Source organism: Pedobacter alluvionis, assembly GCF_003664035.1.
Taxonomy (GTDB): domain Bacteria; phylum Bacteroidota; class Bacteroidia; order Sphingobacteriales; family Sphingobacteriaceae; genus Pedobacter; species Pedobacter alluvionis.
Window position 1 is genome coordinate 883,655 of the sequence record NZ_RCCK01000010.1, and the last position, 25,616, is coordinate 909,270.

Genomic DNA, 25,616 nt, shown 5'->3' on the forward strand with positions numbered 1-25,616 from the left:
ACAGCTATTTGATGTGTTCTTTTATAAATGCCTGAGGATTATAAAACCTTTCGTTAAGTTGTTTATTATTAAATGTTAACCAGCTTGCACAACCATAATCATCAAATTTTTTCCTGATTTCTAAATGGAGATGGTGATAATCGCCTCCGTACTTTTTACTTTCCTGCGGTGTAAATAACCTGGCCAGTTTAGTGTTTTGATCAACATTTTGTCCGTTGCTAACATAAACCTCTTTAAGGTGTTTGTAGGAGGTAAACATCGTGTGGCCATTAGGGAGTTTATGCTTAACGACCACAGTACGTTGATTTTCGCCTAAATGTACAGAGCAAACTATTCCGTTCGCCATAGCGTAAACATTAACTAGTTTCGCTTTCGGCTGGGCAGGATTAATATCAATAGCGGTGTGGATATGGCCTTTAACATAACTATCCCGATGATCGCCAAAAATGCTGATGATTTTAATGTTATTTGCTTTTTTTCTGTTAGCCACATCAAAGGGTAGAAACCATTGATCTGCTGTTTTAGCCGGAGCAGTATCGGTATAATAAGGTTTCCAGCGATCCCGATCTTTTTCAATGGTCGGTGTTTCGAATAATAGTGTCGATAAAAAGATAAATAATAATGTTTTCATACCAGGGAGTAATTTAATGGCAAGATAATGATTTTATTAATATAAACTATTTTTATAGTTTAAAAAAATAGGGTCGTCATTGCGAGGAGGAACGACGAAGCAATCTTAATGCTCACGATAGTAGCGATAGTTGTAAGATTGCTTCGTCGGCTGAAAAAGCCTTCTCGCAATGACGAACTTTTTTCGTGGTGGCAGATGTATTCGTGATGGCAGATGTTACCATCTGCCACGGAGAAAAATTTATTTGATTTTTATAAAATCGTCTGGATTTACTCAAAGTCAGATCGTAACAGATGACTTCACATTACGCCAAAACATTCTCTTTCAAAGCTTCTGCCGCCGGGTTAACTAACGTACCAATCAATTCCGGAACCGGAACATCGGTGCTTTCGCTATAGCCATGGGTTAACAGTCTAACACGGTTAATACACACCCTGATAAATTCGGGTACAAACAAATCGAATTTTTGAAATTTAGGAGCAAGCTCCGGGTTTTCTTGTTGAAATGCTAAAATTACATCTGCCACCTGGCGCCAGAACTGCTTTTCATCCAGGCCAACATAACTGTGGAAAATATTGCTTAGGTATCTGAAAAGCGCATCAAATATTCCCGATAGGATAAATAAAGGTGCTAACTCATCGTTAATTTCCCTTAAAACATCTACCAGATCATTCGGTAATTTTGCTTTTGATTCTTCAGTCAGCACAATTTCTTCTACAAAATCTTTAATAATAATTCGCTCCGGCACACCGTTTTTCATTACCAAAATAGTGTTTTCGCCATGTGGACTGAAGAAAAAAGCATGTTTGTAAAAAATCCTTAACACTGGTTTAAGATAAGCCGATAAATAAGCGTTTAACCAGATTTCGGCAGTTAAACCCGATTTTTCGATCAGGGCCTCAACCATGCTTTTTCCATTATCATCTACATAAAGCAGGCTCGCCATAGTCATGATGTTTTCACCTTCTACAAGGTAATTTTCAGCACTCTCTCGCCAGATTGCACCTAAAAATTCTTGGTATTGATATGGTGAACCGGGTATTTCGCTATATTGAGGATGGGTATAAGCAACTGTAGCCACCTCGCCTAAGAGTACCACGCGGGTTTGTTTTAAGTATTCATCACCCTGTAACATGTCTTTTGCCCACTGTGTTACCTTTGGTGCAATAGCCAATTTTTTAGGCGAAAGTCCTCTGAAAATGGAGGTGTTTAAAATAGAAATGGCCGTTTTTACATAATGTTTTTTAGGTTCACTTACATTAAAAAAGGTACGGATACTGTTTTGACACATGTATTCATCCTTCCCGACACCAACTGGAATAATCAATTGATGGGCAATGTCATGCGCCAACTGCAATACGATTTTATTATTCCATTGCCATTCGTGCACGGGGATGAAAAAATAATCTTCAGGCTGCAGCTGCTGTTGGATTAATCCTTGATTAAAGTCGTGAACCTGTTTTAAACTCAGTTCTTCATTATAAAAGGAAAATGGAGAAATACTTTCGATACTTTTAAAGGCTGCCCTTGATTTATGAACAGCCAACCAGGCCAATTGCGTTTTCTGTCCTGCTTCTGGCGCATATTTACCTTGATCGCTATGGTTAAAACCGATCCGTCCTTTGTTAATGGTGGCCCATGGGTGACCGTCCATCTGGTGTTCGATGGTCTGGTAATCAGCATTAGCCAATTCATCAGCGGTTAACCGGCCTTTTTCGTGGATATATGCATCCGCATATAACGTATTTAAAGTTTCTTCCACAAAATGGGCCAAGGTAAAAGGTTTAATTCCAAAAGTTTGCTGTAGTTCTGTATAAAATGCCGGGGCGTTGTTAACGATTACACTTTCTCCGTTTACAAATTTTTTGATGCTTTGTTTGTCGATGTGCAAATAATCTAAAGTACGTTGCTGACCTGAAAAAGTATAATAGATCTCCTCAGAATCTGTTGCAATATGGAAATCAGAATTTCCTTGCTCGTCTGTATTGATCAGCGTTGGTTCTGCTAATTTCTCGTGCATCAACTCCACGATTGATTTTGAAATATAGTTTAGGTTTACCTTATCCCAAACTTCTTTTTTTAAAGGTTTTATGTGATTGAAATTGTTGTAATTCATGGTATTTAATTTTTTTATTTGTGTTAGTCCGGATTTTTAATCTGGACTTTTCGTGCTCCGGATTTTAAATCCGGCTCTCTATGATCGGGATTACAAATCCCGACCAGCATGCGGACCAACCTAAAGTTTAAGGCGTTTCGACAGGCTCAACGTGACAGTCCCGGATGAAATCCTGAGCCTGTTCAAGAACCTCTTGCTCGCCATTTACACTAAATTGTTGAAAGGCAATCCGTTTTTCTACCGGATAAATTTCGAAACCTAAAATGGCATTAATAATGGATGCATTGCGATAAGCACCCATACCCAAATCAGGGGTTACAAAACCATGTGTATGCAATTCGGCATTTTGAACAAAAATTTCGTTCCCGTTTACATCGATAGCGTAGTTGCGGTGTACATGAAACAGCCCTTCTGCATTACGTGCGATGCGGTCGTTTATCCCTGATAAGAAACCTGGCTCGTTGTACTTGTAACCAGTTGCTAATACCACAAAATCCGTTTCAACAGTAAAATCCTTTTCACTTTCGATATGAAAAAAATCGAGCTCGTATGTGCCGTCTGCTTTTACCATTAAATTGTTCAGCTGACAATTGGGCATCAATTCGGCATTGATTTTCTCGCCATCAACACTCAATTCATACAATTTATCGAAAATCTGGTTAATGAGTTCGAAGTTTATGCCTTTAAACAGCGAATTTTGTTTTCCTAAAAGCTGTTTGCGTTTGGCATCGCTGAGGTTGTAAAAATGGTCTACATACTCTGGTGAAGTGAGTTCCAATGTTAATTTCGAATATTCCATAGGAAAAAAGCGATCTGGACGTGTAAACCATTTTAGTTTTAAACCATTTTCCGTTTCAGGTAAAAGATCGTAGAAAATTTCTGCAGCACTTTGTCCTGAGCCGATAATCGTTACCGTTTTTTGATTCAACAGCGTGGGTTTGAACTTTAAATATTCTGAAGAATGTATGGTATTTTTATGCTCAGCTGGGCTAATAAAATCAGGTACTTTTGGTGCAGTTCCCGTTCCGAGCACTATTTTTTTAGTGAAAATGGTTTCACTGGTTCCGCTTGATTGATCAATTTTTTCTACCTGATAAACACCGTCAACGTAATTTATACTGATTACTTTTTGTCCGAAATGACAGTTTTGCAGATGGTTAATCGCCCATTTACAATACGCATTATATTCCTTTCGTAATACAAAAAAATCTTCTCTGATATAGAATTTATACAGACGATCTGTTTGTTTAAGATAGTTTAAAAAGCTGTACGGACTGGTTGGATCGGCCATGGTAACCAGGTCGGCCATAAATGGAACCTGTAAGGTTGCATCGCTTAGCATCATACCTGGATGCCAGTTAAATTCGCTTGCCTGATCTAAAAATAAGGTAGATAAGCTATTGATCGGGGCACATAAAGCCGCCAAACCTAAATTGAAAGGACCGATTCCGATCCCTACTATATCGTATGTTTTCTGTTCCTGCATTATATTTCCTCCGTTTCAAATTGTGCTGTTTTCATCATGGCATAAGTTTTGGCTTCAGGAAATTTATCCCAATACCAATCGCGGTAACAGAAAGTTAAATTGGCCATTTTATAAGGCATTTGGATCACTTTTTCTAATTTAAAACCTAGTCTGGTTACAAAAATGTGCATCGCACGACTTTCCACTGCTGCTTCACCGATGCATTTACCTACTTCGGGTTGTTCAAAAATGAAATCCATTAAGGCCTGGCCTGTCTCGAAACTGAATTTTTTATCCTTATCGGTAGGGGCAATCAATAAATGTGCACCGTAATCGGTAGTTAACGCTTCGTAGCAGGCACCCACACCATCACGCATTGGCCAATAAGGCTCAATCGTAAAGGTGGGTTCGCCGTTTATTTCACCAATAAAACTGTGCGATGAATCGTTAGGTAATAAAGTCCTGTAAAATAATTCTAAGTCTTTAATCGGACCATCCATTTTCCAGATCGGTTTGGCATGCTCCTGGTTAAACCAATCGTGAACCATTTCCAGATCGCGGTCGATATTAAAGGGACGGATGTTGATCGTCACATTTTCCTTTGGAAAAAACCTGCTGTACAATACCTCATTGGTTTTTGGTTTGATCAGATTTTCAGAGAAGAAATATTTAGACAGTGGATTTGGAAACTCACGGTAAATAGCCGGATTATCAATCGGCGCACTGGCTTCATCAATATTGCAAAGATTGGTCAGCAGGTTACCCTTTACTTCCCAGCTTCGGCGATTGATGATATAATTAATTAAACCTGTCGTATCGCTGTTTTCGAATTGTTTAAACTCCAGATAAACGAGATCGATTAAGGTTTTTTCATCGGCGAGGTTGTTGCTTGCAAGGGCATTTACTACACCTAATATATTGTTGATGAGCAGGTAATAGGTGAGTTTAGGGATAATGTATTCGTTTGGTACAATCGAACCACTTTCTGCGGCTATACCCGGATAAACCGCTTTTAGTTCCTCCGCTTTGGCATCACTAAAGAAATAACCCTGGTTATCCCTGAAATAAAGTTTGGCAGGATAATAATCTTTATCCAGTTCTACCATCACATTTTGCTGGTGGAACTCAAAAGCCATTCCAAAATTGTTGTACAGGCCAACAATCGGAGTTACACAAAGGTGCAGGTACTGTTTAAACCAGTTTACTGCAGTATAGGCAAGCGCTTTATTTTTGCTGATGGATGCCTCCTCGATTACATGGACAATCCTCGGTTTTTGGCCCAATAAGCCATCCTGACAAAGCGCCGCCAATAAACTTACATTTTTACCAGCATCTTCTCCTTTGAATGGATTATGCCTGATGCTGATGTTGAAACCATCAATAGTTTCACCTTTATAATTTACGGTGATAAAAGCAGGGTCGGTAATGAATTCAATTTCAGGGAATTCTGCTTTGGCTGCCTTACCATATTCTGTTTTCAAAAGTTTACTTACATCGTAACCGCGGTGAAGTTCCCGGACCAGGTTAACCCGTTCTGAATTGGTTATTTTTACATGTAATGAAAATTTAAGCATCCAATCACTCGATGCATTGTAGACCGTTCTTACGGAAGATGTTGGTGTATAGAGTTCTCCAAAATGTCCGAGATAGAAAAGGAGCTTTTCTTCCTGCATCGCTGTTACCTTAGGGAGAGTAAGCAAATATTCGGCTTCCCAAGGGTGCATAGGCACTACCTTATAATTTGGGTGTTTATCCAATAAAGCTATGACCTCAGCATTTCCGCTATCTAAAAGCTCAATCCTGAAAAAATCGGTCATGTCGAAACCTTCTGCATTTTTCTCAACAATATTTTCGGCAGAGATCAGGAAATACGCCAGTTGAAACTTTCCTTGTGTTTCTGGTGAATATTTAAACAGTTCATCCTTTTTGTTAAAACCAGATCTTCCTTTGGGTAGGGGATGGGCGTTATGACCTAAAATTAAAGATTGCTCGGCCTCAATAAAGCTCATTTTCGCAAAATTTACAGGTTTACCGTTTTGCTTAAAATAAGAGAGAAATGCTTCAAGGTTTTCTATACTGTTGGCTAAACGTTGATTTACGATATCAGCATCTGCATGCGGAAACTCCTCTGCACTGAATTGAATGGCGAGTTCCATAAACCTGTAAATACTGATCGGCTTGACCACATCGGTAGCAATATTCCGTTCAATTACCGGGAAATTAAACAGATGGCGGCCACTATCGGCATAAAATTTTAACGGTGCGTATACTTCGAAACCAATGGCTGTAAAGTCAAACCTGATATGCAAACGATCGCTTGTTGTAACCAGGTAATTGGCTAAAGATTCGTCATATTTAGGGATACCGACATAACGGCTCCAGTTGGTAAATTCTCTACAGTAACTGTTTAGAAGCGCATTAAAATTAGTTTCTTCTGAAATCTGCTGAAGCTTGATTGAGTCTAACGTATTCGTTTCCATGTTTTTTAATGATTTTAATAATGTTTTCAATATCGCTGATGGTAGTTAGCGGGTTAAGTAGGGTAAATTTGAGGTAGAACTGTTGGTTAATCTTGGTGCCTGCCACTAAGGCCTTTCCTTCATTAAACATGGCTTTTTTAATGTGCTGGTTCATGACGCAAACATCCAGGCGTACATTTTTTGGCCGGTAACGGAAAACCAGGGCGCTAATATCTGATTCATTCATCAGCTCAAAATCGCTGTCGAAATTTAAGCGATCGGCAATTTGGGCCGCCGTTTCAATAATCGTATCAAAATAACCACCCAGTTTGTTTCTGCCCATCATCCTGAGTGTAAACCAGAGTTTTAAAGCATCAAATCTGCGGGTGGTTTGTATCGATTTGTTCACCTGGTTCGGCAAACCATCCTCATCATGATCCTTTGGATTTAAGTAATCAGCGTGGTGCGTAATCAGGTTGAAAAAGTTTTTATCGCGTACCAGAAAACCGCTGCTGCTTACGGGCTGGAAGAATGATTTATGATAATCAACAGTAACCGAGTGTGCGAGTTCGATACCATTGAGTAAGCCTCTATATTTGTCTGTCAGCAATAATCCACAGCCATAAGCCGCATCGATATGGAACCAGGTATTGTATTTTTGACTTATCGACGCAAGTTCTTTAAGCGGATCAATATTGCCGAAGTCGGTAGTGCCGGCCGTGCCTACAATGGCAATCGGAATATTGCCCTGAGCAATTTCACGCTTAATGGCATCTTCCAGTAAAATGGTATTCATCCTGAAACTGCGGTCGGTTTTAATCTTGATCACCGATTTTTCGCCCAAACCTAACAGTGAAGCATTTTTCTGGATGCTGAAATGTGCCTTTTCTGAAACAAAAACCCTAAAGCGTGAGGCTTCCGGTGGCAAACCATTTAATTTGATATTGTGGTTCAGGGCGGTAATGGAATAATGATCCCTTGCCAATAAAAGCCCCATTAAATTGCTCTGTGTACCGCCGCTGGTAAAAATGCCGTCGGCTTTTTTGCAGTAACCAATCTGATCGCAGGTCCATTCGATTAGTTTTTGCTCAATTAAGGTACCGCCGGCACTTTGATCCCAGGTATCAATGGACGAATTGATGGCCGAAATCATTACTTCAGCAGCTACCGCCGGGATCACAATTGGGCAGTTTAAATGGGCAATATAAGCTGGGTGGTGAAAGGCAACCGCATGGCTGGTATAAAGCTGTTCAACTTCTTTAAGCAAAGCATCGTAGTTGTCGTGTGTTTTTTCAAATTCAATCGAATCAAACAGCGGCCTTAATTCCGACGGCGATATGCCACTAAAAGGTTGTTGATTATTGTTGAGGAATTTTTTTACCGCCTGGGTAACTTTTCCTACTGCATGCAGGTATTCTGCTTCATTTTCGTGGTGAAAAATTTCCTTTGTCGGACTTTCCGTAAGGAAATCAATTAGTTCATGTTTTTCTAGGTCTGATGTAAACATTAGTTTTTCAATTTTTCAAGGATTAAAGGTTTAAGTGGCAATAAACATCTGACCTTTTTAAGTCGATATTTTCATGAATAACTCTGGTTAGGTGAAATTAAACATGAGCTGTTTTTTATTAAAAACTTCGATTGCTAAGGTATATTTTTATTTAGATTGATTAAAAATAATATTCTAAATATTTTCAACATGTTGTTAGTAAGTAGGTAATAGATAGTTTTTGAAATATTTTAAAATCTATGCTGATAATTTTTAATTAAGTTTATTTGGATTTGATCTAAATAAATGATTGCTTTGCGCAAAAAAATAATAACCCTTAATGAAACCAAATAAATAAAAATGAAAAATCTATACTTAATTGCGATCTTAATCTGTGGATTTATCTTTAGCGGTAAAGCACAAACGGTTACCGGAAAAGTAATTGGAGAAACGGCACCGCTTGCAGGAGCAAATATTAAAGTTGAAGGCAAAGATGCCTCAGCTACAACAGGTGCCGACGGTAGTTTCGAACTGAAATTAACCGAAGGATCTTACAAATTACAGGTAAGTTATGTAGGTTATACCACCATATTACAAAAAGTGAGTTTGGCTAAAAATCAAACAGTTAACTTAACAGTTAACTTAAGTCCTACATCAAACATGCAGGAAGTAGTCGTGGTATCGTCACGTAAACCAACCAGAATCAGCGAAATACCGGGTACTGTTTGGGTGGTAGACGGCGCTAAAATCCAGGAACAGACAAGGGCCGGAATTCCGCTTAAACAAACATTAGCACAATTGATTCCGAGTTTGGATGCTGGTCCGGAGGGTCGTACTAACTACGGACAGAACCAACGTGGCAGAGATGCATTGGTGATGATTGATGGTGTATCGTTAAACAGTACCCGTGGCGTAAGTCGCCAGTTCGAATCAATAGATCCTTTCAATATTGAAAGAATTGAGGTTTTATCCGGAGCGAGTGCTGTTTATGGCGGTGGTGCAACAGGTGGTATCATCAATATCATTACCAAGAAAGGACAGGATAGTCAGCCAAGTTTTACCACACAGGTTGGTGTTCGCAGTGGTTTGAAAGAAAAAAGCGATCACGATGTCCGTGTGGCACAAGCTATTTCTGGCGGGAGCAAAGATTGGAATGGACGCATTGGTATGGCTTTCCAAAAAAATAATGCAGCCTATGGCGCCGATGGAAAACAGATTTTTACCGACATTACGCAAACCGATTTACAGTATAACCAATCGTTTGATTTTTTCGGAAGTACCGAATTTAAACTAACTGATTACCAAAAGTTATCGGTGAATGCCCAATATTACAATTCGGGTTACCGTGGTGATAAAGACCTGTTTTTAGGAGCCAATTATGCAGGATTGAGAACAACACCAGCGCTTTTGGAAATGAGAAACGGTTATTCATCAGACGTTGATCCAAAAACGAGCAGGGCGAATATCAATGTCAATTACCAGGCAAGCGACATTTTAGGCGGTCAAACATTATATGTACAGGCAGCTGCAAGAAATGAGCAGTTCAGCTTTCACCCATTTCCAGGACAAGCGTTAATACCTGGCGCACTTTATAGTGGTTCATCTATCCAAAATACCAATTACAGTGCTTTAAAACTGGTATTGAATAAAGATTGGAACAGACTGAATCTTACTTACGGTATTGATGCAGATAATGAGAATTTTAACGCACAGCAAGCTTTGTTTGATAGAGCAAAAGCCTTCGCATCTGGTGGTTTAAACAATACTACAGTGGCTACTATTACACGTTACCCAAACTTCAGGGTAAATGGTTTATCTGGTTTTTTACAGGCGCAGGTTAAAGTAACCGACTTCTTAAGCCTGTCGGGAGGTGTGCGTCAGCAACGTATGTTTGTTAAAGTTGGCGATTTTGTAGGTACTACTGCTTCTGTACCCTTGGCTTATGGTGTTGGCAGAACTGCTACGGCCATTGCTGGTGGTGAAAACCATTACGATGTAAACTTATTAAATGGAGGTTTAGTATTTAAAATCAATACAGCTCAACAGGCGTGGGTTAATTTCTCACAAGGTTTTAACCTGGCAGATCCGGCTAAATATTACGGACAGGGTAGTTATACCTTAGTAGGTACCAACTATAATTTAGGCAACTCAATTAATGTTGGAAGTTCTCCTTTAACAGGTATCAAAACAGAACAGTACGAAGCAGGTTACCGTTACCGCACAGGTGTATTTAATGCACAGGTAGCTGGTTTTTATGCCTTATCTGATAAAAACGTAAAAACGAATAGTACATTCAATATTGAAGTTTTCGATGAAAATGTTAGGAATTTAGGTGTTGAAGGTTCATTATCATTAAACCTGAAAAATGGTTTTGAAGCTGGCGTAAACGGTTTGTACATCAAAACACAAAAACAAAATGCCGATGGTACCTGGTCATTACAGGATGTAACTGTTGCAAGTCCATCAAAAATTGCAGGTTATTTGGGTTATAACGGAAAAGTTTTTGGTATAAAAGCCCAGGCTTTCCACTCATTTGATTCGAAAGGTTATGCTACAGTTGGAAATGTTGTAGTGCAAAATGAGTTAAAAGGCTTCACTACTGTTGATTTGTTGGGATCTGTAAAGTTATTTACCGGAAGTTTATCATTCGGTGTGCAAAACCTGTTGAACAAAAATTATCAGACCATTTGGAGTCAACGTTCGGTATTTTTATACCAGGCTTTGGCTAAACCGGAAACATTTAATTATGCAGGCCGCGGCCGTACGTATAATTTAACGTATACGCTTAATTACTAGGTGAATACATTGGTTGGTGACTCAGCAACCAATCGTTATTTCAATTAGTCTGTGGAATTTTTTTATCGGTCGTCATTTCGAGCGAAGTGCAACGAAGTCGAGAAATCTATCTATATAGATCTCTCCATTCCGCTGCGCTCCAGTCGAGATGACGACCTTTTTGTTGAAAGAATTGTAGGCAATGACGACCTTTTTTATTTCCGCTTCAGTTCAATTACCGTAATTTCCGGCCATATACCAATCCGCCCTGAAAAGCCCAGGAAACCGAAACCTCTGTTTACATTCAGATATCTTCCATTTTCGGTTTTGATGCCCGCCCAATGTTTATAACGGTATTTTATAGGGCTCCATTTAATGCCAAAAGCTTCAATACCGAACTGCATACCATGTGTGTGTCCGGCGAGCGACAGCTGGATTTTAGAAGGATAATTTTTTACCTGTGCATCCCAATGTGAAGGATCATGGGATAAAAGAATCTTAAAATCGTTTACATTCGTATTTTGAAGGGCTTTATTCAGATCGCCACGCTCTCCAAAACCTATACCCCAGTTCTCTATCCCGGCCAATATAATCTTCTCGCCATTTTTATGTAATTCAATATGCTCATCCAGCAAAAGTTTAAAACCCAGTTCTTTGTGATAAGCTTTCAATTGGTTTAAATTTTTGATTTTATCAATTTCGCTTGGCCATTTGATATAATCGCCATAATCGTGATTACCCAATACTGAAAATTGTCCGAAAGGCGCTTTAATCTGCGAGAAATGCCCGATGTAAGGCACAATTTCTGAAGACGCGTTGTTTACCAAATCTCCGGTGAAAACAAACAGGTCACTTTTTTGTGCATTAATCATGTCGATACCTTTTTGTACCGCTTTAGGGTTGGTAAAACTTCCGGAATGTACATCAGAAATTTGTGTTAAGGTAAAACCGTCAAAACTGGCAGGCAGATCATCAAAATACAAAGTATGTTTTATTACGCGGTAAGCATATTTTCCCTGCGTGATGCCATAAGCAAACAGGGCAATGGTTAAACAGAACATCACAAAGGCAAAATCTACCCAGTAATTACTACGGCCTGACAGCTGGAAACCTCCAGGCTGAAAATTAGTAGCCAGCGCGATTAATAAGCTGTAAACATCGCCTAGCAGCAGAAAAAAAGCAAAGACAATTTCTGCAGCAAAAATGATCAAAAATGCGTGACTGACAATCTGGAAAAACTTATTGATGCCCTGAATCCGCATCTGCTGAATGGCGTAAAGTAAAGCAAAAGTTAAACCGATAATAAATACCCAAAAAATTGGACTCAGTAAACTTGATTGATTGATGGTGCCCAAGCCCGATAATACGTACGCATTTAAGGCAAAAAACATAATTGCAACTATTAGGAGCGGCAGTAGATTGAGTTTTCTTTTCATTATTAAAAATCTGTAAATCAGAATAAAGGGTAAAAATAGAATTTAAACACCCGTAATTGCCAACTGTTACGGCTGGCGGTTATTTTTACGCTCGTTTGATTAATGCAATTTCTGTTATTATGCGTTATATTTATAAATATGATAGAATGTTGAATTAAAATCAACTTCCTGTTGCATATTTTATAATTTACTTTCTTTTATTAGCTTTGTGCGAATATGCTGTCCAAAAAAACAAAATATGCCATTAAAGCGCTTGTTGCGCTTGGTAAAAATTTAGATAAACCACCAATGCAGATTTCAAAGATTGCAGAGGAGGAGCATATTCCGAAAAAATTCTTAGAACAAATTCTGCTCGATCTGCGTAATGCTGGCTTTTTATACAGCAAAAAAGGTGCAGGCGGCGGTTATAGCCTAAATAAAAAACCTGAGGAGATTTTATTGGTACACGTGATGCGTGTAACTGATGGTCCTATTGCCATGGTTCCATGCGCAAGTTTAAACTTTTACCACAAATGTGATGAATGTGTAGATGAGAAAACCTGTGGAATTAGAAGTGCCTTTATTGATGTACGGGATGCTACACTTAAGGTTTTAACCGAAACCAGCATCGCAGATGTAATCGGTCGTGAGGATAACCTGAAGATCGGTATCGTTAATTTATAGTCTTTTTCTGTATCTAATCCGTCATGCTGATCCGATAGCTATCGGATTTGTTTCAGCATCTATTATGTATCTCTTAGACCTGTATAGTTTAAAATATTAATTCATTTATTGAGCTTGGTTTTTTTTTGGAAATGAAAGTTCCTTTTTCATAGTGGTTTTCAGTCCCGCTTTCCGTTTTATTCCGATGAAGGATCGGAATGTCCACTTCAATCGGGTTTATTTAACGGAGATGGTAGCACAATGCAGGTTTTTATAGTGATTCTCAAATTAAGATGAGTACCAAAGACTTAACGAATGGGATTAATACACTTCAATTTTTTAACTCGTTCAAAGTCGCTTAAATTGCGGGTATAGATTTCAAGGTTATGTACTAAAGCAGTAGCGGCAATAAGACTATCGCCAAGTTTAAGATTGTACTTTTTCCGAATTTCAATAGCCTTATCAAATATGTTTTGATCAGGAAGAATAATTGGTACATATTCAAAAATATCATTAAAGTACTTTTCTTCTTCTTTCTTCAATGCATGATAACCGAGTACTTCAACGCGAGATATTTCTGATACTATACAGGATTCATCAATAATTAACTCCCTTAAGTATTCGTACTCATTTGAATACGAATAAATAATTAAATTACTATCTAAAAGAAAAGCCATACCTATGAAAAAGGCAATTCACGGTCAGAACGTTGATGTTGTTGCCATTCAGCCGCATCGCCAAAAGACGAAGATGTTGTAGCTTTAAAATTAAGAATACGGTTTTTAAGATTAACCTTAACTGAATTATTAAAATCAATATCTTTCTTTTCAATAATCACATTTAATTTCTTAGCTAACGCAATAATCTTCGCAAGACTTTCTTCGTTATTTGATTTTAAAATGAGCTCCATGCTGAAATATATTATGATGAGATATAAACAAAAATACTAAAAATAAAGTTTTCAGTATATCAAAATAGAAGTAAAAACTTTCTTTCTTGACCCTTCTTTTCTACATGGATCATTATTTTAGATGAATCTGCCATATTGAAAAAATTATAAACATCGAACAGAAAAAACGAAAGTTAAATTTCAACTAATTAATAATTAGTAATTTATATTTTATTTTTAGCGTTTAGCTAATATCTATATCGTCAGGGTACATATATAATATTCTTCCTAAGTTTCAAGTTGGTATAAGTACGGGCTAAATCAATAGTCGAATAACGCGATCATTCCGCGTTAGGGATTGTAAGGGTTCAGTACCGATTTTTCATCGGTACCGTAGCGAAGCGCAGCCCTGAAAAGCCCGACCCTTGCGCCAGCTTGGGGAACGCCCAAATCAGTTAACAATTTTCAATTCGCAGTTTTCAGTTACTCTTGTTTAAGAATTTAATTTACAGATTTCTCCATTTCGCCACGCTCTACTCGAAATGACGTTTCTTTTATGTAAATTTTTTTATAATAAATTACTACTATTCCTATATACTTTATATATTTGATGTATGAACTTCAATTTTATACCTAACAAGTTAATCGTTATGCAAATGATGTATTGTTGTAAAACCCAATAACAGGAGCCTACAGTAATTTTAAGTATAAAATATGGAATGCTTCTCGGTTACAGGGAAGCATTTTTTAAATAAAGCTAACAACATATATGCAAAGTTTCAGAACAGAACTCGAAAATCCGATTGTCGAGCAGGACATTATCGATTTAGAGAATAAGATTAAAGCTTTTAGAGATGGAACCATCCACGACGAAAAGTTTAGAAGCCTCCGTTTGGCCCGTGGTGTTTACGGACAAAGACAACCTGGTGTGCAAATGGTGCGTATTAAATTGCCTTTTGGGAAGGTGACTTTTAAACAGTTATTGCGCATTGCCGATATTGCGGATGAGTACGGAAGCGGCAATTTACACTTAACCACCCGTCAGGATATCCAGATTCATTACGTGAGTTTAGATCGTACACCAGAACTCTGGGCCAAACTCGAACAAGATGATATTACGCTTCGCGAGGCTTGTGGAAATACGGTACGTAACGTAACCGCTTCTCCAAATGCTGGGATAGATGCAGAAGAACCTTTTGATGTTTCGCCTTATGCGCAGGCGGTATTTGCTTACTTTTTGCGTAATCCGATCTGTCAGGAAATGGGCAGGAAAATTAAAATCTCCTTTTCATCCAGCGATAGAGACACTGCGTTTAGCTACATTCATGATTTAGGTTTTATTCCAAAAATTAACGAAAAAGGGGAACGTGGATTTAAGGTGTTATTTGCTGGTGGTTTAGGTGCACAACCTTTTCTTGCAAATGCGGTTCATGAATTTTTACCTGAAGATCAGTTAATTCCTTTTACCGAATCTGTTCTTCGTGTATTTGACCGTTATGGCGAACGTACCAACCGTAACAAAGCACGTTTAAAATACCTGGTTCAAAAACTAGGTTTAGGAGAAGTTTTACGTTTGGTTGCCGAAGAGCGTATTGCCAACAAAGTAAAAACCTTTAAAATAGACATTAATACAATACCTCAGCCAACGTTACCTTTAGAACAAGAATATCCTGCGGTAGAAATATTAAATGAAGCCCATTATAAACATTGGTTAGCCACCAACGTAATTGAACAAAAACAGACCGGATTTTATGGCGTGTATATTAAAGTTCAGGTGGGCGATATCAAAACCGATAAGGCAAGGGCTTTTGTTGATGCTATCAGGTTATATGTGGCTGATGAAATCAGGATTACCCAGAACCAGGGATTGCTGTTAAAGTTTGTACTCAAAGAAGCATTACCTTCATTATATGCTGCCTTAAATAAAATTGGTTTTACTACAGCTGGCTTTGATAGTTTAGCTGATATTACCACTTGCCCAGGAACCGATACCTGTAATCTAGGAATTTCCAATTCAATGACCTTGGCTGAAGTTTTGGAAGAAGTAATCTATACCGATTTCCCTGAGTTTATCTACGAGAAAAGCATCAAGATCAAAATCAGTGGCTGTATGAACTCTTGCGGTCAGCATGGCTTGGCAGAGATTGGTTTCCACGGAAGTTCAGTAAAAGCTGAAGGGAAAGTGGTTCCGGCTGTGCAGGTAATGCTTGGTGGCGGTACTGTTGGTAATGGTGTTGGCCGTGTTGCAGAACGTGTAATTAAAGTGCCTTCTAAAAGAGCAACAAGTGTTTTACACTTCATTTTAAATGATTTTAAAGCCAATAACCTGGAGGATGAAAACTTTCACCAATATTATGATAGAAAAGGTAAAGACCATTTTTATCAGTTGTTAAAACCTTTGGCCGATTTAACCAACCTTAAAACAGAAGAATTTGTAGACTGGGGACACGTAGAAGAGTTTGTAACTGCAATTGGTGTAGGCGAATGTGCTGGAGTGGTGATCGATTTAGTAGCTACTTTATTATTAGAGGCCGACGAAAAATTTGGCTGGGCAAAGCAAAACTTAGATAAAGGTGCTTATGCTGATGCCATTTACCATACTTATAGCACTTTTGTAAGCGCCGCAAAATCTCTACTGTTAGATAAAGGCGTAAACAGTAGTACGCAGGTATGTGTGATTCGCGAATTTGATAACCATTATGTAGAAACCGGAGAATTTAATTTACCGACCAATTTCTCTGACCTGGTTTTACAGATCAATAAAAACGAACCAACAGCTGAGTTTGCACAAAAATATTTTGAAGAAGCCAATCAATTTTTAAATCAGATTAAGGAAAAAAGAGCGGTATTGGTGAAGTAATTGAAGGATAGAATTAGAGAATGATTGAGTTAAAGAATGATGATAAACACTTGCTATTAAACATTCACTCATTCAAAATTCAATAATTCCAAATTAAATATAAAGATGAGCGATCAGAAATTAAATATAGAATCAAGAATAACCCTTTTGGGCGCTGGTCCTGGCGATCCTGATTTGTTAACGTTGAAAGGTGTAAAAGCATTGCAAACTGCAGATGTGGTATTGTATGATGCCTTAACCAACGAAGCTTTATTGGAGCATGCTCCGGCAGAAGCCATTAAAGTTTATGTAGGAAAACGTTCAGGTGAGCATTCTTATCCTCAGGATACCATCAATAAATTAATGATCGATTATGCCTTAAACTATGGTCACGTAGTGCGTTTAAAAGGTGGCGATCCATTTGTTTTTGGCAGAGGTTACGAAGAACTTGATTATGCGGCATCATATAGCATTCCGGTAAGTGTAATTCCGGGTATTTCGAGTTCTATCGGTGTACCGGGTTTGCAGCAGATTCCGGTTACACACCGAGGCATGAGCGAAAGCTTTTGGGTAATCACTGGTACTACCACTTCTGGAGAGGTTTCTGCCGATATTTATCAGGCAGCAAAGTCAAAAGCTACGGTATTGGTACTGATGGGACTTAAAAAATTACCTAAAATTGTAGAGATTTTTAAAGCGGCTGGCAAACATCATTTACCAACTGCAGTGGTGCAGAACGGATCGGCAAAAGATGAAAAATTAGTAGTGGGCGTGGTAGAAACCATAGAAAGTTTAGTGCAGCAAGAAAATATTAAAGCTCCGGCTTTATTAATTTTTGGAGAAGTTGTATCATTACATCCATCATTTAAGAAATTAATTAAACAATATGCAAGTATTGCCTAACCAACCTGATAATGCAGCGTCTTTTTCTGAGGAAGAAAAAGGTAACCAGCTCTTTCCGGTTTTTGTAAAGCTGAACAAGCTGCGTACATTATTAATTGGTGCAGGAAATATTGGGTTAGAGAAATTAACCGCGATTGTAAATAACAGCCATAGTGCTACCATTACTATTGTGGCAGAGCTTGTATCTCCAGAAATTTATACGCTGATAGCAAATTATCCGCTCATAAAAATTAAGCAGAAAAGTTTTGACATAGACGACTTGAACGATATTGATATCGTTTTTGCGGCAACCAATAACAATATTTTAAATGAAGAGATCAGAAAGGTTACGCACGAGCGTGGTTTGTTGATCAATGTGGCAGATAAGCCAGAACTCTGCGATTTCTATCTGGGATCAATCGTTCAAAAAGGCGATTTGAAGATTGCCATTTCTACAAATGGAAAATCGCCAACCATAGCAAAACGTTTAAAGCAGATTTTAAATGAGGGTTTACCAGCAGAACTGGACGAAACCTTACAGAATATGAGTGCCTTGCGTCAAACCTTAAACGGCGATTTTTCAGCAAAGGTTAAAAAACTGAATAAGGTTACCAAAAGTTTAATTAACCCTAGAAAAAGTTTTGCCGAGCGGAACATTAAATGGTTAATCTGGGTGGCATCAGTTTTACTGATTGGAGCAATTGGTTTTTCTTTATGGAATACCGAGCCAGAATTTCAGACTTTCCTGATCAATATTGATCCTTTATTCTATTGGTTTTTAGGCGCCGGATTTTTATTTGCATTAATTGATGGCGCAATCGGCATGTCGTACGGGGTTACTACGGCATCGTTCTCGTTGGCGATGGGTTTACCTCCTGCATCAGCAAGTATGGCGATTCACATTTCTGAGGTAATGAGCAATGGAATTGCCGGCTGGATGCACTACCGGATGGGCAATGTCAACTGGAAATTATTCAAAATTTTAATTATTCCAGCGATAATTGGAGCCGTTTTAGGCGCCTACATCTTATCGTCACTTGAGCATTACAGTGCTTATGTTAAGCCTATTGTAGCGGTTTATACCTTGTTTTTAGGTGGAGTTATTTTAATGAAGGCCTTTAATATCAAGCGTAAAAAAGCCGATCAAAAAATTAAAAAAATTGGTTTATTGGGCTTTGTTGGTGGTTTTATCGATGCTGCCTTCGGCGGCGGCTGGGGTTCGATCGTATTATCGAGCTTAATTGCAGGTGGCCGACACCCCTTATTTTCTTTGGGTACAGTAAAAATCAGCCGCTTTTTTATTGCCACTTTAAGTTCGCTTACATTTTTCACCATGTTAGGTGGCAAACACTGGGAAGCCGTTTTAGGCTTAATTATCGGTAGTGCAATCGCATCGCCGATTGCTGCAAAAGTATCGAACAAAATTTCGGCAAAAACCATTATGGTTGCTGTGGGGATTATTGTAATGATTGTGAGCTTGCGCAGTGTGATTATGTTTATTTTAAAATTAATTTAGTGATGGAGAACCTAGAGGAGATAAAAGTAGCACTGGCAGGTTTAAGTACAGTAGATAAACTGAAATTTTTGGCAGATCAATATGCCGGCCGTATTATTTTTTCGACCAGTTTTGGTTGGGAAGACCAGGCGATTACCCATTTAATTTTTGCCAATAATATTCCAATCAAGGTTTTTACTTTAGAAACCGGACGCTTGTTTCCTGAAACCTATTACGTTTGGAACCGTACCTTAGAAATTTACAACAAACCCATTCATGCCTATTATCCGCTGAACGAATTATTACAGGATATGGTCAATACCAAAGGCCCGAGCAGCTTTTATGAGTCGGTAGAAAATAGAAAAGAATGCTGTTACATCCGTAAAATCGAACCTTTAAAAAGAGCATTAAAAGGAAACGAAATCTGGGTAACAGGCATCAGGGCCGATCAGAGTGCCAACCGTGAGGATATGCACGATTTAGAATGGGATGAAGGGAACCAGTTGATTAAATTTCACCCTATTTTCGATTGGACTTTAGATGATGTGAAAGCATACATTAAAGAAAACAACATTGTATACAATACGCTGCATGATAAGGGTTTTCCGAGTATAGGCTGCGCGCCATGTACAAGGGCAGTACAGCCAGGCGAAGATTTTAGGGCCGGAAGATGGTGGTGGGAAGATCAGAGCAAAAAAGAATGCGGTTTACACGCAGCTTCTTGAGGGAAGAAGTAAGATGGGAGATGGAAAATGGGGTTCAAACCTCCCAGCAATTTAACAACAACAACAAAGACAACATTTGATAATGAGTACATATAATTTTGATTATTTAGACGAACTGGAGGCCGAGGCCATTCACATTTTGCGTGAAGTAGCAGGTCAGTTTGAAAAACCGGCCCTCTTATTTTCGGGTGGAAAGGATTCAATTACTTTAGTTCGTTTGGCAGAAAAAGCTTTTCGTCCGGGAAAATTTCCTTTTCCTTTAGTGCATATTGATACAGGCCATAATTTTGAAGAAACCATCACTTACCGCGATCAGATGGTAGAACGAATTGGCGAAAGATTAATCATCGGTTCTGTGCAAGAATCAATAGATCAGGGTAAAGTTGTAGAGCAGACCGGTAAAAATGCCAGTAGAAATGCTTTACAGACCGTTACCTTACTCGATACCATTGCAAAATACCAGTTTGATGCCTGTATTGGTGGCGCGCGTAGAGATGAAGAAAAAGCAAGGGCTAAAGAACGTATTTTCTCTGTTCGTGATGAATTTGGTCAATGGGATCCAAAACGCCAGCGTCCTGAACTTTGGAACATCTATAACGGTAAAATCCACAAAGGAGAAAATATCCGTGTATTTCCGATCAGTAACTGGACAGAATTAGATGTTTGGAATTATATCCGCAGAGAGAAAATAGACCTTCCAAGCATTTATTTCTCGCACGAGCGGGATTGCATTACCCGTAATGGACAATTGATGGCTGCCTCGCCATTTTTAAACATGGATAGTGATGATATTGTAGAACGTAAACAGGTGCGTTTCCGTACAGTGGGCGATATGTCCTGCACTGCTGCGGTAGAATCGGATGCTACTTTGATTGATGACATTATTTCTGAAATCAGCGCTTCTAAAATTTCGGAGCGTGGTGCCCGTATGGATGATAAAGTTTCTGAAGCCGCAATGGAAGACAGGAAAAAAGGGGGGTACTTTTAAATTGAGTATCGAGTAGCTAGTAGCGAGTATCAAGATTGGATGCAAACTAAAAAACTTAACCTTTAAATAAACTAAGTATGAGTATGGAATTGATAGACTGCAGTATGTCTTGATACTTGATACTAATATCTTAATACTATAAGCATGAACATATTAAAATTTTTTACAGCAGGCAGTGTAGATGATGGTAAAAGTACCTTAATCGGCCGTTTGTTATACGATACAGATTCTATTTTGGCCGATCAGTTAGAAGCTTTACAGAGCTCGAACCGCAAAAATGACGATGGATCAATAGATTTAGCCATTCTTACTGATGGTTTAAGAGCAGAACGCGAACAGGGCATCACCATTGATGTAGCTTATAAATACTTTCAAACAGAGAAGCGTAAATTCATCATAGCCGATACCCCAGGACATATTCAGTACACCAGAAATATGGTTACAGGTGCTTCTACCGCTAACCTGGCGATTATCTTAATCGATGCACGTAACGGTGTAGTGGAGCAAACCATCCGTCATTCTTATATCGTTTCCCTATTGGGAATTAAACATGTGGTGGTTTGCATTAATAAAATGGATATGGTTGGCTATAACGAAACGGTTTATAGTGCAATTATAGAAAAGTACAAAGTTTTGGCTCAGCAATTAAAGCTGTCCGATGTAACCTATATTCCGGTAAGTGCATTAAAAGGAGATAACATTGTACAAAATTCTGGTAACATGGATTGGTATGAAGGAGAAAGTCTATTACATTTCTTAGAGAAAGTTGATACCGACAACCTGGACAAATCGCAATTGGCCCGTATGTCGGTGCAGTGGGTGGTGCGTCCGCAAACAGAAGAATTGCACGATTACCGAGGTTATGCCGGTAGGGTATTAAGCGGCACCTTTAATTTAAATGATAAGGTTACGGTATTGCCAGGTGGTGCAAGTTCTACTGTAGAGAAAATCGATTTTTTTGATCAAACGCTTGATGCCGCACACGCCGGCCAATCGGTTGTCATTCACTTAAAAGATGACGTAGACATTAGCCGTGGCGATACGATTGTAAATGCATCGGCTTTGCCACAGGAAACAAAACTGATTGAGGCTGATCTCTGCTGGATGGATACCCGTACCTTGGATACCTCGATAATGTACAACATTCAGCATAATAGCAAAATTACTAAATGTAAAATCAGCGAAATTCTGCATAAGGTAGATATTAACTCACTAGAGAAACATGCTGCAGAAGAATTTAAACTAAATGATATTGGCCGCGTGATTGTTAAAACCGCTGATGCTTTGGCATTTGACCTATACGACGATAACCGCGCAAATGGTTCTGCCATTTTGGTTGATACCCGTACTAACTTAACTGTTGGTGCTTTAATGTTCAGGGCGGCAGTTGAGTAGGATGGAAAATGGATAAGGGAAAATGAAAATCGACGAGATCATTATTTTATTCATTGATCCTACGATCCTGAAAATATCGATGTAGAGAACCACAACCAAATATAATAATGGAAGCTTTAGGAAAAATCTAAAGTGAAAGCAATTTCGACGGGGCGCCAAATGGTAGCCCCGTTTTTCTTTATAAAATTTTAAATGTTAATTATATTTTATTTAATAAGTTTACTTATTATATTTGTACTTATTAAATAAGTAATTATGATACAGAAAACATTTTCAGTAACCACTAAAGCAATCAGTAAAAAACAAATTTGGAAACTCATGTCGAATGTAGATGAGTGGAAAAATTGGGATAGCTCGGTAGAAAATTCGAAACTTAAAGGCAATTTCGAATCGGGATCGGGTTTTTTATTTAAACCAAAAGGCGGACCAAATGTTAACATCAAACTTGTTGAAGTTAAACCTGATGTTTATTTTAAAGATGAAACCATTTTTCCGTTGGCAAAAATGAATGGTGAGCATTGGTATGAAGAAACACCTGATGGTTTAAAGATTACTACCACAATGACCATGACCGGCGCATTAGCTTTTTTATGGAATAAAATAGTGATGAAAGATATTGTGGCAAACCTGGAAAGCGATATTCATCTGCAGATTAAAAATGCCTCGAAAAATTAAAATGGAAAACAACGAAAGATATTGGATCGTGGCAGCTTCCAAAGATCATGTAAAAAGAGGTGTAAGCGGAGGTTTTATGCAGGCTAATCATGGTAAACTGCCGCCGCTAAAAAGGTTAAAGCCCAACGATTGGGTAATTTTTTATTCTTCAAAACAATCAATGGGTGGAGAAGAAAAGTGCCAGGCTTTTACAGCAATAGGCCAGGTTAAGGTAGGCGAACCCTATCAATTTGAGTATTCTGAAGATTTTAAACCCTTTAAAAGAAATATAAATTTTATGAATTGTAACGAAGTTTCGATATTGCCACTAATTCCGGAACTTCAGTTTATAGAAAATAAGAAATCGTGGGGTTATCCTTTCCGTTTTGGATTTTTTGAAATAAAGAAAACGGATTTCGAATTGATCAATAAAGAAATGTTAAGAAAAGATGCCGGATAAAAGTTTTAGTGTTAAAAGTGCCGATGATAGTTCGGGCTTTTTGTTATGGCAGGTAACGGCATTATGGCAGCGGGGTATAAAAAAAGTGCTGGAGGTGCATAACCTTACCCATTCTCAGTTTGTGTTATTGGCAAGTTTGCTGTGGTTATCTGGCGAGAAAGAAAATGTTACGCAGATAGATTTATCTGCGCATAGTAAAATCGACCCAATGACAACCTCTACTGTTCTCCGTACCTTGCAAAGCAAGGGTTTTTTGGCGCGTAAAGAGCATAGTACAGATACAAGGGCAAAAATTGTTCAGCTTACCGATAATGGCATTTCGGTAACAAGGCTTGCACTGAAAACGGTTGAAAAGTTTGATGTTGATTTTTTTTCGGTATTGAAAAGTAAGCGACTGGATTTTAATGCGCTTGTGATTGATCTTATTGCTGAAAATAAATAGTAGAACTTTGATTATGGAAATAATTAAAACCTTTCATCTTCTTCATATATTGTATAATACAACCCAATTACAAATCACATGAAAAGAAATTTTTTATACCTCGTTTTTGCTACTGTTCCATTTATTTTTGCCTGTAACCAATCAGAAAAAAAGACTGATGCCGCAAAAAAGGATTCCGTGATCAATCAAACCTGTTATGCGGCTTTCTTCGAAAAAGACAGCGCGGCCATGATTGTAAAAACCATGGCATCTGGTAAGGTGACAGGATCCTTATTAGTGAAATATGCTGATAAACCTGAAAATAATGGTAAAATCGACGGCAAGTTTAATGGTGATACTTTATTGGTTGATTATCGCTTTAATACCGGTAAAGATTCCACCAAAGCTTTTACCAATCCATTGGCATTTTTAAAGAAAGATGGTAAACTCATTATGGGCGTTGCGCAGATTGAAACTACGCTGGGCAGGTCATATTTTGTTAAAGGCAAACCCATTAATTATGAAGCTGGCAAGTTTACTTTTGCCGAAGTGAACTGTAATAAGTACTCATATATTTTTTTGCCACGGAAGCACAGAAAACGCGGGTTTTTTTCTTCTTTGCTGTCATCCTGAACGCAGTGAAGGATCTTTAAATTGCTGCATTTCATCGTTAAGAGATTCTTCACTGCGTTCAGAATGAGAGGTAAAATTATTTTAAAATAAATTACTACAATTCCCATAGACTTTATATATTTGTGTAATTAAACAAACGTATAACGAGCATAAATTTTCTGTTATGATTTTGAATAAAGTAGAAAAAGCGAACATTGAACCCAAAATTACTTTAATAGGTGCTGGTCCTGGCGATCCGGATTTATTTAGTTTAAAAGGTGTTAAAGCATTAAAAACAGCCGATGTTGTGTTGTATGATGCAAATGTGAACGAAGCTTTATTGTGTCATGCGCCAGATGGTATTCCGAAAGTTTATGTGGGCAAACGTTCTGATGATGAATCTTTCTCTCAGGATGCAGTAAACAAGCTGATTATTGATTATGCTTTAAATTATGGTCATGTGGTACGTTTAAAAAGTGGCGATCCGTTTTTCTTTGCAAAAGGATATGAGGAAATAGATGCTGCAGAATCGTACAGCATTCCAACCGAGATTATTCCTGGTATTTCGAGCGCAACAGGCGCACCGAGTTTGCAAAAGATCCCGATGATTTATAAAGATCTTAGTGAAAGTTTCTGGGCAGTAACCGGAACAAATGCCAAAGGAGAAATTTCTGAAGATTTATACATTGCGGCAAAAACCAAAGCAACCATTGTTGTTTTAAACGGAATTGAAAAAGTAAAAGAAATCGCAGCAATTTTCCAGGCAGAAAATAAAAATCAGTTGCCTGTAGCCGTCATCCAGAATGGATCTACCCCACAGGAAAAAATTGCTATTGGCATTGTAGATACTATTGCAGAAATTGTTGAAGATAAAAAAATTGATGCACCTGCACTATTGGTGTTTGGAGATGTAGTATCCTTACATCCTCAATTTCAGCCAATACGCGATTTTTACGAAATCATCGCCGAAGAATATTAGCTATTTTTAAACCAAAAAAATATATTTGTTTTGTTGTTAAACCGCTTATGGATTTAAGCGGTTTTTTTAATTTTCAAACTCTGCGTGTATCTGCGACATTAGTAGGAAACTATTGGTCGTATTGTCCCGCAGATTTAAGATGATCATCGCTGAAATTTATGTTTCCTACGTTTGACAGGAACCAACTTTGTTTTTAAGCCAGATTGGAGCGGAAGCCCGGAGCGCAGCGAGGACTTATAGCGTAAAGCAGGGCTACAGGCCGCCACA

General features: G+C 38.2%; 21 protein-coding genes. 13 read left to right on the forward strand and 8 right to left on the reverse strand.

The window, feature by feature from the left end:
- Positions 1-4: 4 nt before the first annotated feature.
- From BCL90_RS03960 to BCL90_RS03980, 5 genes are all read right to left on the reverse strand, one after another.
- On the reverse strand, positions 5-631 hold the full coding sequence (locus tag BCL90_RS03960; RefSeq protein WP_121282720.1) for a M23 family metallopeptidase: 627 nt from the start codon (positions 629-631) through the stop codon (positions 5-7).
- 304 nt (positions 632-935) lie between these two features.
- Positions 936-2,747 (reverse strand): IucA/IucC family protein, encoded by a 1,812-nt coding sequence (locus BCL90_RS03965; RefSeq protein ID WP_121282721.1) that lies wholly within the window; start codon positions 2,745-2,747, stop codon positions 936-938.
- 127 nt (positions 2,748-2,874) lie between these two features.
- Entirely contained in the window at positions 2,875-4,233 is a 1,359-nt protein-coding gene (locus BCL90_RS03970; protein ID WP_121282722.1) for a lysine N(6)-hydroxylase/L-ornithine N(5)-oxygenase family protein, read from the reverse strand.
- Positions 4,233-6,692: a GNAT family N-acetyltransferase gene (locus BCL90_RS03975; RefSeq protein WP_121283443.1), complete on the reverse strand. Its 2,460-nt coding sequence runs from the start codon at positions 6,690-6,692 to the stop codon at positions 4,233-4,235. The genes BCL90_RS03970 and BCL90_RS03975 overlap by 1 nt, the downstream gene beginning before the upstream one ends.
- A complete protein-coding gene (locus BCL90_RS03980) occupies positions 6,637-8,178 on the reverse strand; it encodes a pyridoxal phosphate-dependent decarboxylase family protein (protein ID WP_121282723.1) in 1,542 nt (513 codons plus the stop codon). The genes BCL90_RS03975 and BCL90_RS03980 overlap by 56 nt, the downstream gene beginning before the upstream one ends.
- A gap of 339 nt (positions 8,179-8,517) precedes the next feature.
- Here BCL90_RS03980 and BCL90_RS03985 point away from each other — a divergent pair, with 339 nt between their 5' ends.
- On the forward strand, positions 8,518-10,953 hold the full coding sequence (locus BCL90_RS03985) for a TonB-dependent receptor (RefSeq protein WP_121282724.1): 2,436 nt from the start codon (positions 8,518-8,520) through the stop codon (positions 10,951-10,953).
- 194 nt (positions 10,954-11,147) lie between these two features.
- Here the strand turns inward: BCL90_RS03985 and BCL90_RS03990 are convergent, their stop codons facing one another.
- Positions 11,148-12,368 carry a metallophosphoesterase gene (locus BCL90_RS03990; RefSeq protein ID WP_166792167.1) on the reverse strand — a complete coding sequence of 407 codons (1,221 nt, stop codon included), beginning with the start codon at positions 12,366-12,368 and terminating at the stop codon, positions 11,148-11,150.
- 216 nt (positions 12,369-12,584) lie between these two features.
- On the opposite strand from BCL90_RS03990, the gene BCL90_RS03995 reads away from it, so the two are divergent.
- Complete coding sequence (locus BCL90_RS03995; protein WP_029275042.1) at positions 12,585-13,031, forward strand: RrF2 family transcriptional regulator; 447 nt, start codon at positions 12,585-12,587, stop codon at positions 13,029-13,031.
- Positions 13,032-13,318: 287 nt separating this feature from the next.
- Here BCL90_RS03995 and BCL90_RS04000 read toward each other — a convergent pair whose 3' ends face one another.
- Complete coding sequence (locus BCL90_RS04000) at positions 13,319-13,687, reverse strand: type II toxin-antitoxin system VapC family toxin (protein WP_121282725.1); 369 nt, start codon at positions 13,685-13,687, stop codon at positions 13,319-13,321.
- A gap of 2 nt (positions 13,688-13,689) precedes the next feature.
- The gene (locus BCL90_RS04005; protein ID WP_121282726.1) at positions 13,690-13,920 is read right to left on the reverse strand and encodes a hypothetical protein; all 231 of its coding nucleotides are present in this window, start codon (positions 13,918-13,920) and stop codon (positions 13,690-13,692) included.
- Positions 13,921-14,668: 748 nt separating this feature from the next.
- Between BCL90_RS04005 and BCL90_RS04010 the strand changes: the two genes are divergently transcribed.
- From BCL90_RS04010 to cobA (BCL90_RS04060), 11 genes are all read left to right on the forward strand, one after another.
- On the forward strand, positions 14,669-16,759 hold the full coding sequence (locus BCL90_RS04010) for a HEPN domain-containing protein (RefSeq protein ID WP_121282727.1): 2,091 nt from the start codon (positions 14,669-14,671) through the stop codon (positions 16,757-16,759).
- Between the two features lie 105 nt (positions 16,760-16,864).
- Positions 16,865-17,641, forward strand: a complete 777-nt coding sequence (gene cobA / locus BCL90_RS04015; protein ID WP_121282728.1) for a uroporphyrinogen-III C-methyltransferase — start codon at positions 16,865-16,867, stop codon at positions 17,639-17,641.
- On the forward strand, positions 17,625-19,136 hold the full coding sequence (locus BCL90_RS04020; RefSeq protein ID WP_121282729.1) for a TSUP family transporter: 1,512 nt from the start codon (positions 17,625-17,627) through the stop codon (positions 19,134-19,136). The genes cobA (BCL90_RS04015) and BCL90_RS04020 overlap by 17 nt, the downstream gene beginning before the upstream one ends.
- Positions 19,137-19,138: 2 nt before the next feature.
- On the forward strand, positions 19,139-19,840 hold the full coding sequence (locus BCL90_RS04025) for a phosphoadenylyl-sulfate reductase (protein WP_121282730.1): 702 nt from the start codon (positions 19,139-19,141) through the stop codon (positions 19,838-19,840).
- Positions 19,841-19,922: 82 nt separating this feature from the next.
- Positions 19,923-20,828: a sulfate adenylyltransferase subunit CysD gene (gene cysD / locus BCL90_RS04030; protein ID WP_121282731.1), complete on the forward strand. Its 906-nt coding sequence runs from the start codon at positions 19,923-19,925 to the stop codon at positions 20,826-20,828.
- Positions 20,829-20,972: 144 nt separating this feature from the next.
- Positions 20,973-22,223, forward strand: a complete 1,251-nt coding sequence (locus tag BCL90_RS04035) for a sulfate adenylyltransferase subunit 1 (protein WP_121282732.1) — start codon at positions 20,973-20,975, stop codon at positions 22,221-22,223.
- Between the two features lie 255 nt (positions 22,224-22,478).
- On the forward strand, positions 22,479-22,898 hold the full coding sequence (locus BCL90_RS04040; protein WP_121282733.1) for an SRPBCC family protein: 420 nt from the start codon (positions 22,479-22,481) through the stop codon (positions 22,896-22,898).
- A gap of 1 nt (position 22,899) precedes the next feature.
- Positions 22,900-23,337, forward strand: coding sequence for an EVE domain-containing protein (locus BCL90_RS04045; protein WP_121282734.1), 438 nt, complete (start codon positions 22,900-22,902; stop codon positions 23,335-23,337).
- Entirely contained in the window at positions 23,327-23,779 is a 453-nt protein-coding gene (locus BCL90_RS04050; protein ID WP_121282735.1) for a MarR family winged helix-turn-helix transcriptional regulator, read from the forward strand. Before BCL90_RS04045 ends, BCL90_RS04050 begins: the two co-directional genes overlap by 11 nt.
- Before the next feature lie 78 nt (positions 23,780-23,857).
- Positions 23,858-24,391, forward strand: coding sequence for a hypothetical protein (locus BCL90_RS04055; protein WP_208529840.1), 534 nt, complete (start codon positions 23,858-23,860; stop codon positions 24,389-24,391).
- 163 nt (positions 24,392-24,554) lie between these two features.
- Entirely contained in the window at positions 24,555-25,349 is a 795-nt protein-coding gene (gene cobA, locus BCL90_RS04060; RefSeq protein ID WP_121282736.1) for a uroporphyrinogen-III C-methyltransferase, read from the forward strand.
- The last annotated feature ends 267 nt before the right edge of the window (positions 25,350-25,616 follow it).

Coding starts and splice junctions, on each gene's coding strand:
- BCL90_RS04025 (WP_121282730.1), top strand. CDS start 19,139: ATGGAGAACCTAGAGGAGATAAAAGTAGCACTGGCAGGTTTAAGTACA.
- cobA (WP_121282728.1), top strand. CDS start 16,865: ATGAGCGATCAGAAATTAAATATAGAATCAAGAATAACCCTTTTGGGC.
- BCL90_RS04005 (WP_121282726.1), bottom strand. CDS start 13,920: ATGGAGCTCATTTTAAAATCAAATAACGAAGAAAGTCTTGCGAAGATT.
- BCL90_RS04035 (WP_121282732.1), top strand. CDS start 20,973: ATGAACATATTAAAATTTTTTACAGCAGGCAGTGTAGATGATGGTAAA.
- cobA (WP_121282736.1), top strand. CDS start 24,555: ATGATTTTGAATAAAGTAGAAAAAGCGAACATTGAACCCAAAATTACT.
- BCL90_RS03965 (WP_121282721.1), bottom strand. CDS start 2,747: ATGAATTACAACAATTTCAATCACATAAAACCTTTAAAAAAAGAAGTT.
- BCL90_RS03960 (WP_121282720.1), bottom strand. CDS start 631: ATGAAAACATTATTATTTATCTTTTTATCGACACTATTATTCGAAACA.
- BCL90_RS04020 (WP_121282729.1), top strand. CDS start 17,625: ATGCAAGTATTGCCTAACCAACCTGATAATGCAGCGTCTTTTTCTGAG.
- BCL90_RS04000 (WP_121282725.1), bottom strand. CDS start 13,687: ATGGCTTTTCTTTTAGATAGTAATTTAATTATTTATTCGTATTCAAAT.
- BCL90_RS04040 (WP_121282733.1), top strand. CDS start 22,479: ATGATACAGAAAACATTTTCAGTAACCACTAAAGCAATCAGTAAAAAA.
- BCL90_RS03975 (WP_121283443.1), bottom strand. CDS start 6,692: ATGGAAACGAATACGTTAGACTCAATCAAGCTTCAGCAGATTTCAGAA.
- BCL90_RS03990 (WP_166792167.1), bottom strand. CDS start 12,368: ATGAAAAGAAAACTCAATCTACTGCCGCTCCTAATAGTTGCAATTATG.
- BCL90_RS03980 (WP_121282723.1), bottom strand. CDS start 8,178: ATGTTTACATCAGACCTAGAAAAACATGAACTAATTGATTTCCTTACG.
- BCL90_RS03985 (WP_121282724.1), top strand. CDS start 8,518: ATGAAAAATCTATACTTAATTGCGATCTTAATCTGTGGATTTATCTTT.
- BCL90_RS04010 (WP_121282727.1), top strand. CDS start 14,669: ATGCAAAGTTTCAGAACAGAACTCGAAAATCCGATTGTCGAGCAGGAC.
- BCL90_RS03995 (WP_029275042.1), top strand. CDS start 12,585: ATGCTGTCCAAAAAAACAAAATATGCCATTAAAGCGCTTGTTGCGCTT.
- cysD (WP_121282731.1), top strand. CDS start 19,923: ATGAGTACATATAATTTTGATTATTTAGACGAACTGGAGGCCGAGGCC.
- BCL90_RS04050 (WP_121282735.1), top strand. CDS start 23,327: ATGCCGGATAAAAGTTTTAGTGTTAAAAGTGCCGATGATAGTTCGGGC.
- BCL90_RS04045 (WP_121282734.1), top strand. CDS start 22,900: ATGGAAAACAACGAAAGATATTGGATCGTGGCAGCTTCCAAAGATCAT.
- BCL90_RS03970 (WP_121282722.1), bottom strand. CDS start 4,233: ATGCAGGAACAGAAAACATACGATATAGTAGGGATCGGAATCGGTCCT.
- BCL90_RS04055 (WP_208529840.1), top strand. CDS start 23,858: ATGAAAAGAAATTTTTTATACCTCGTTTTTGCTACTGTTCCATTTATT.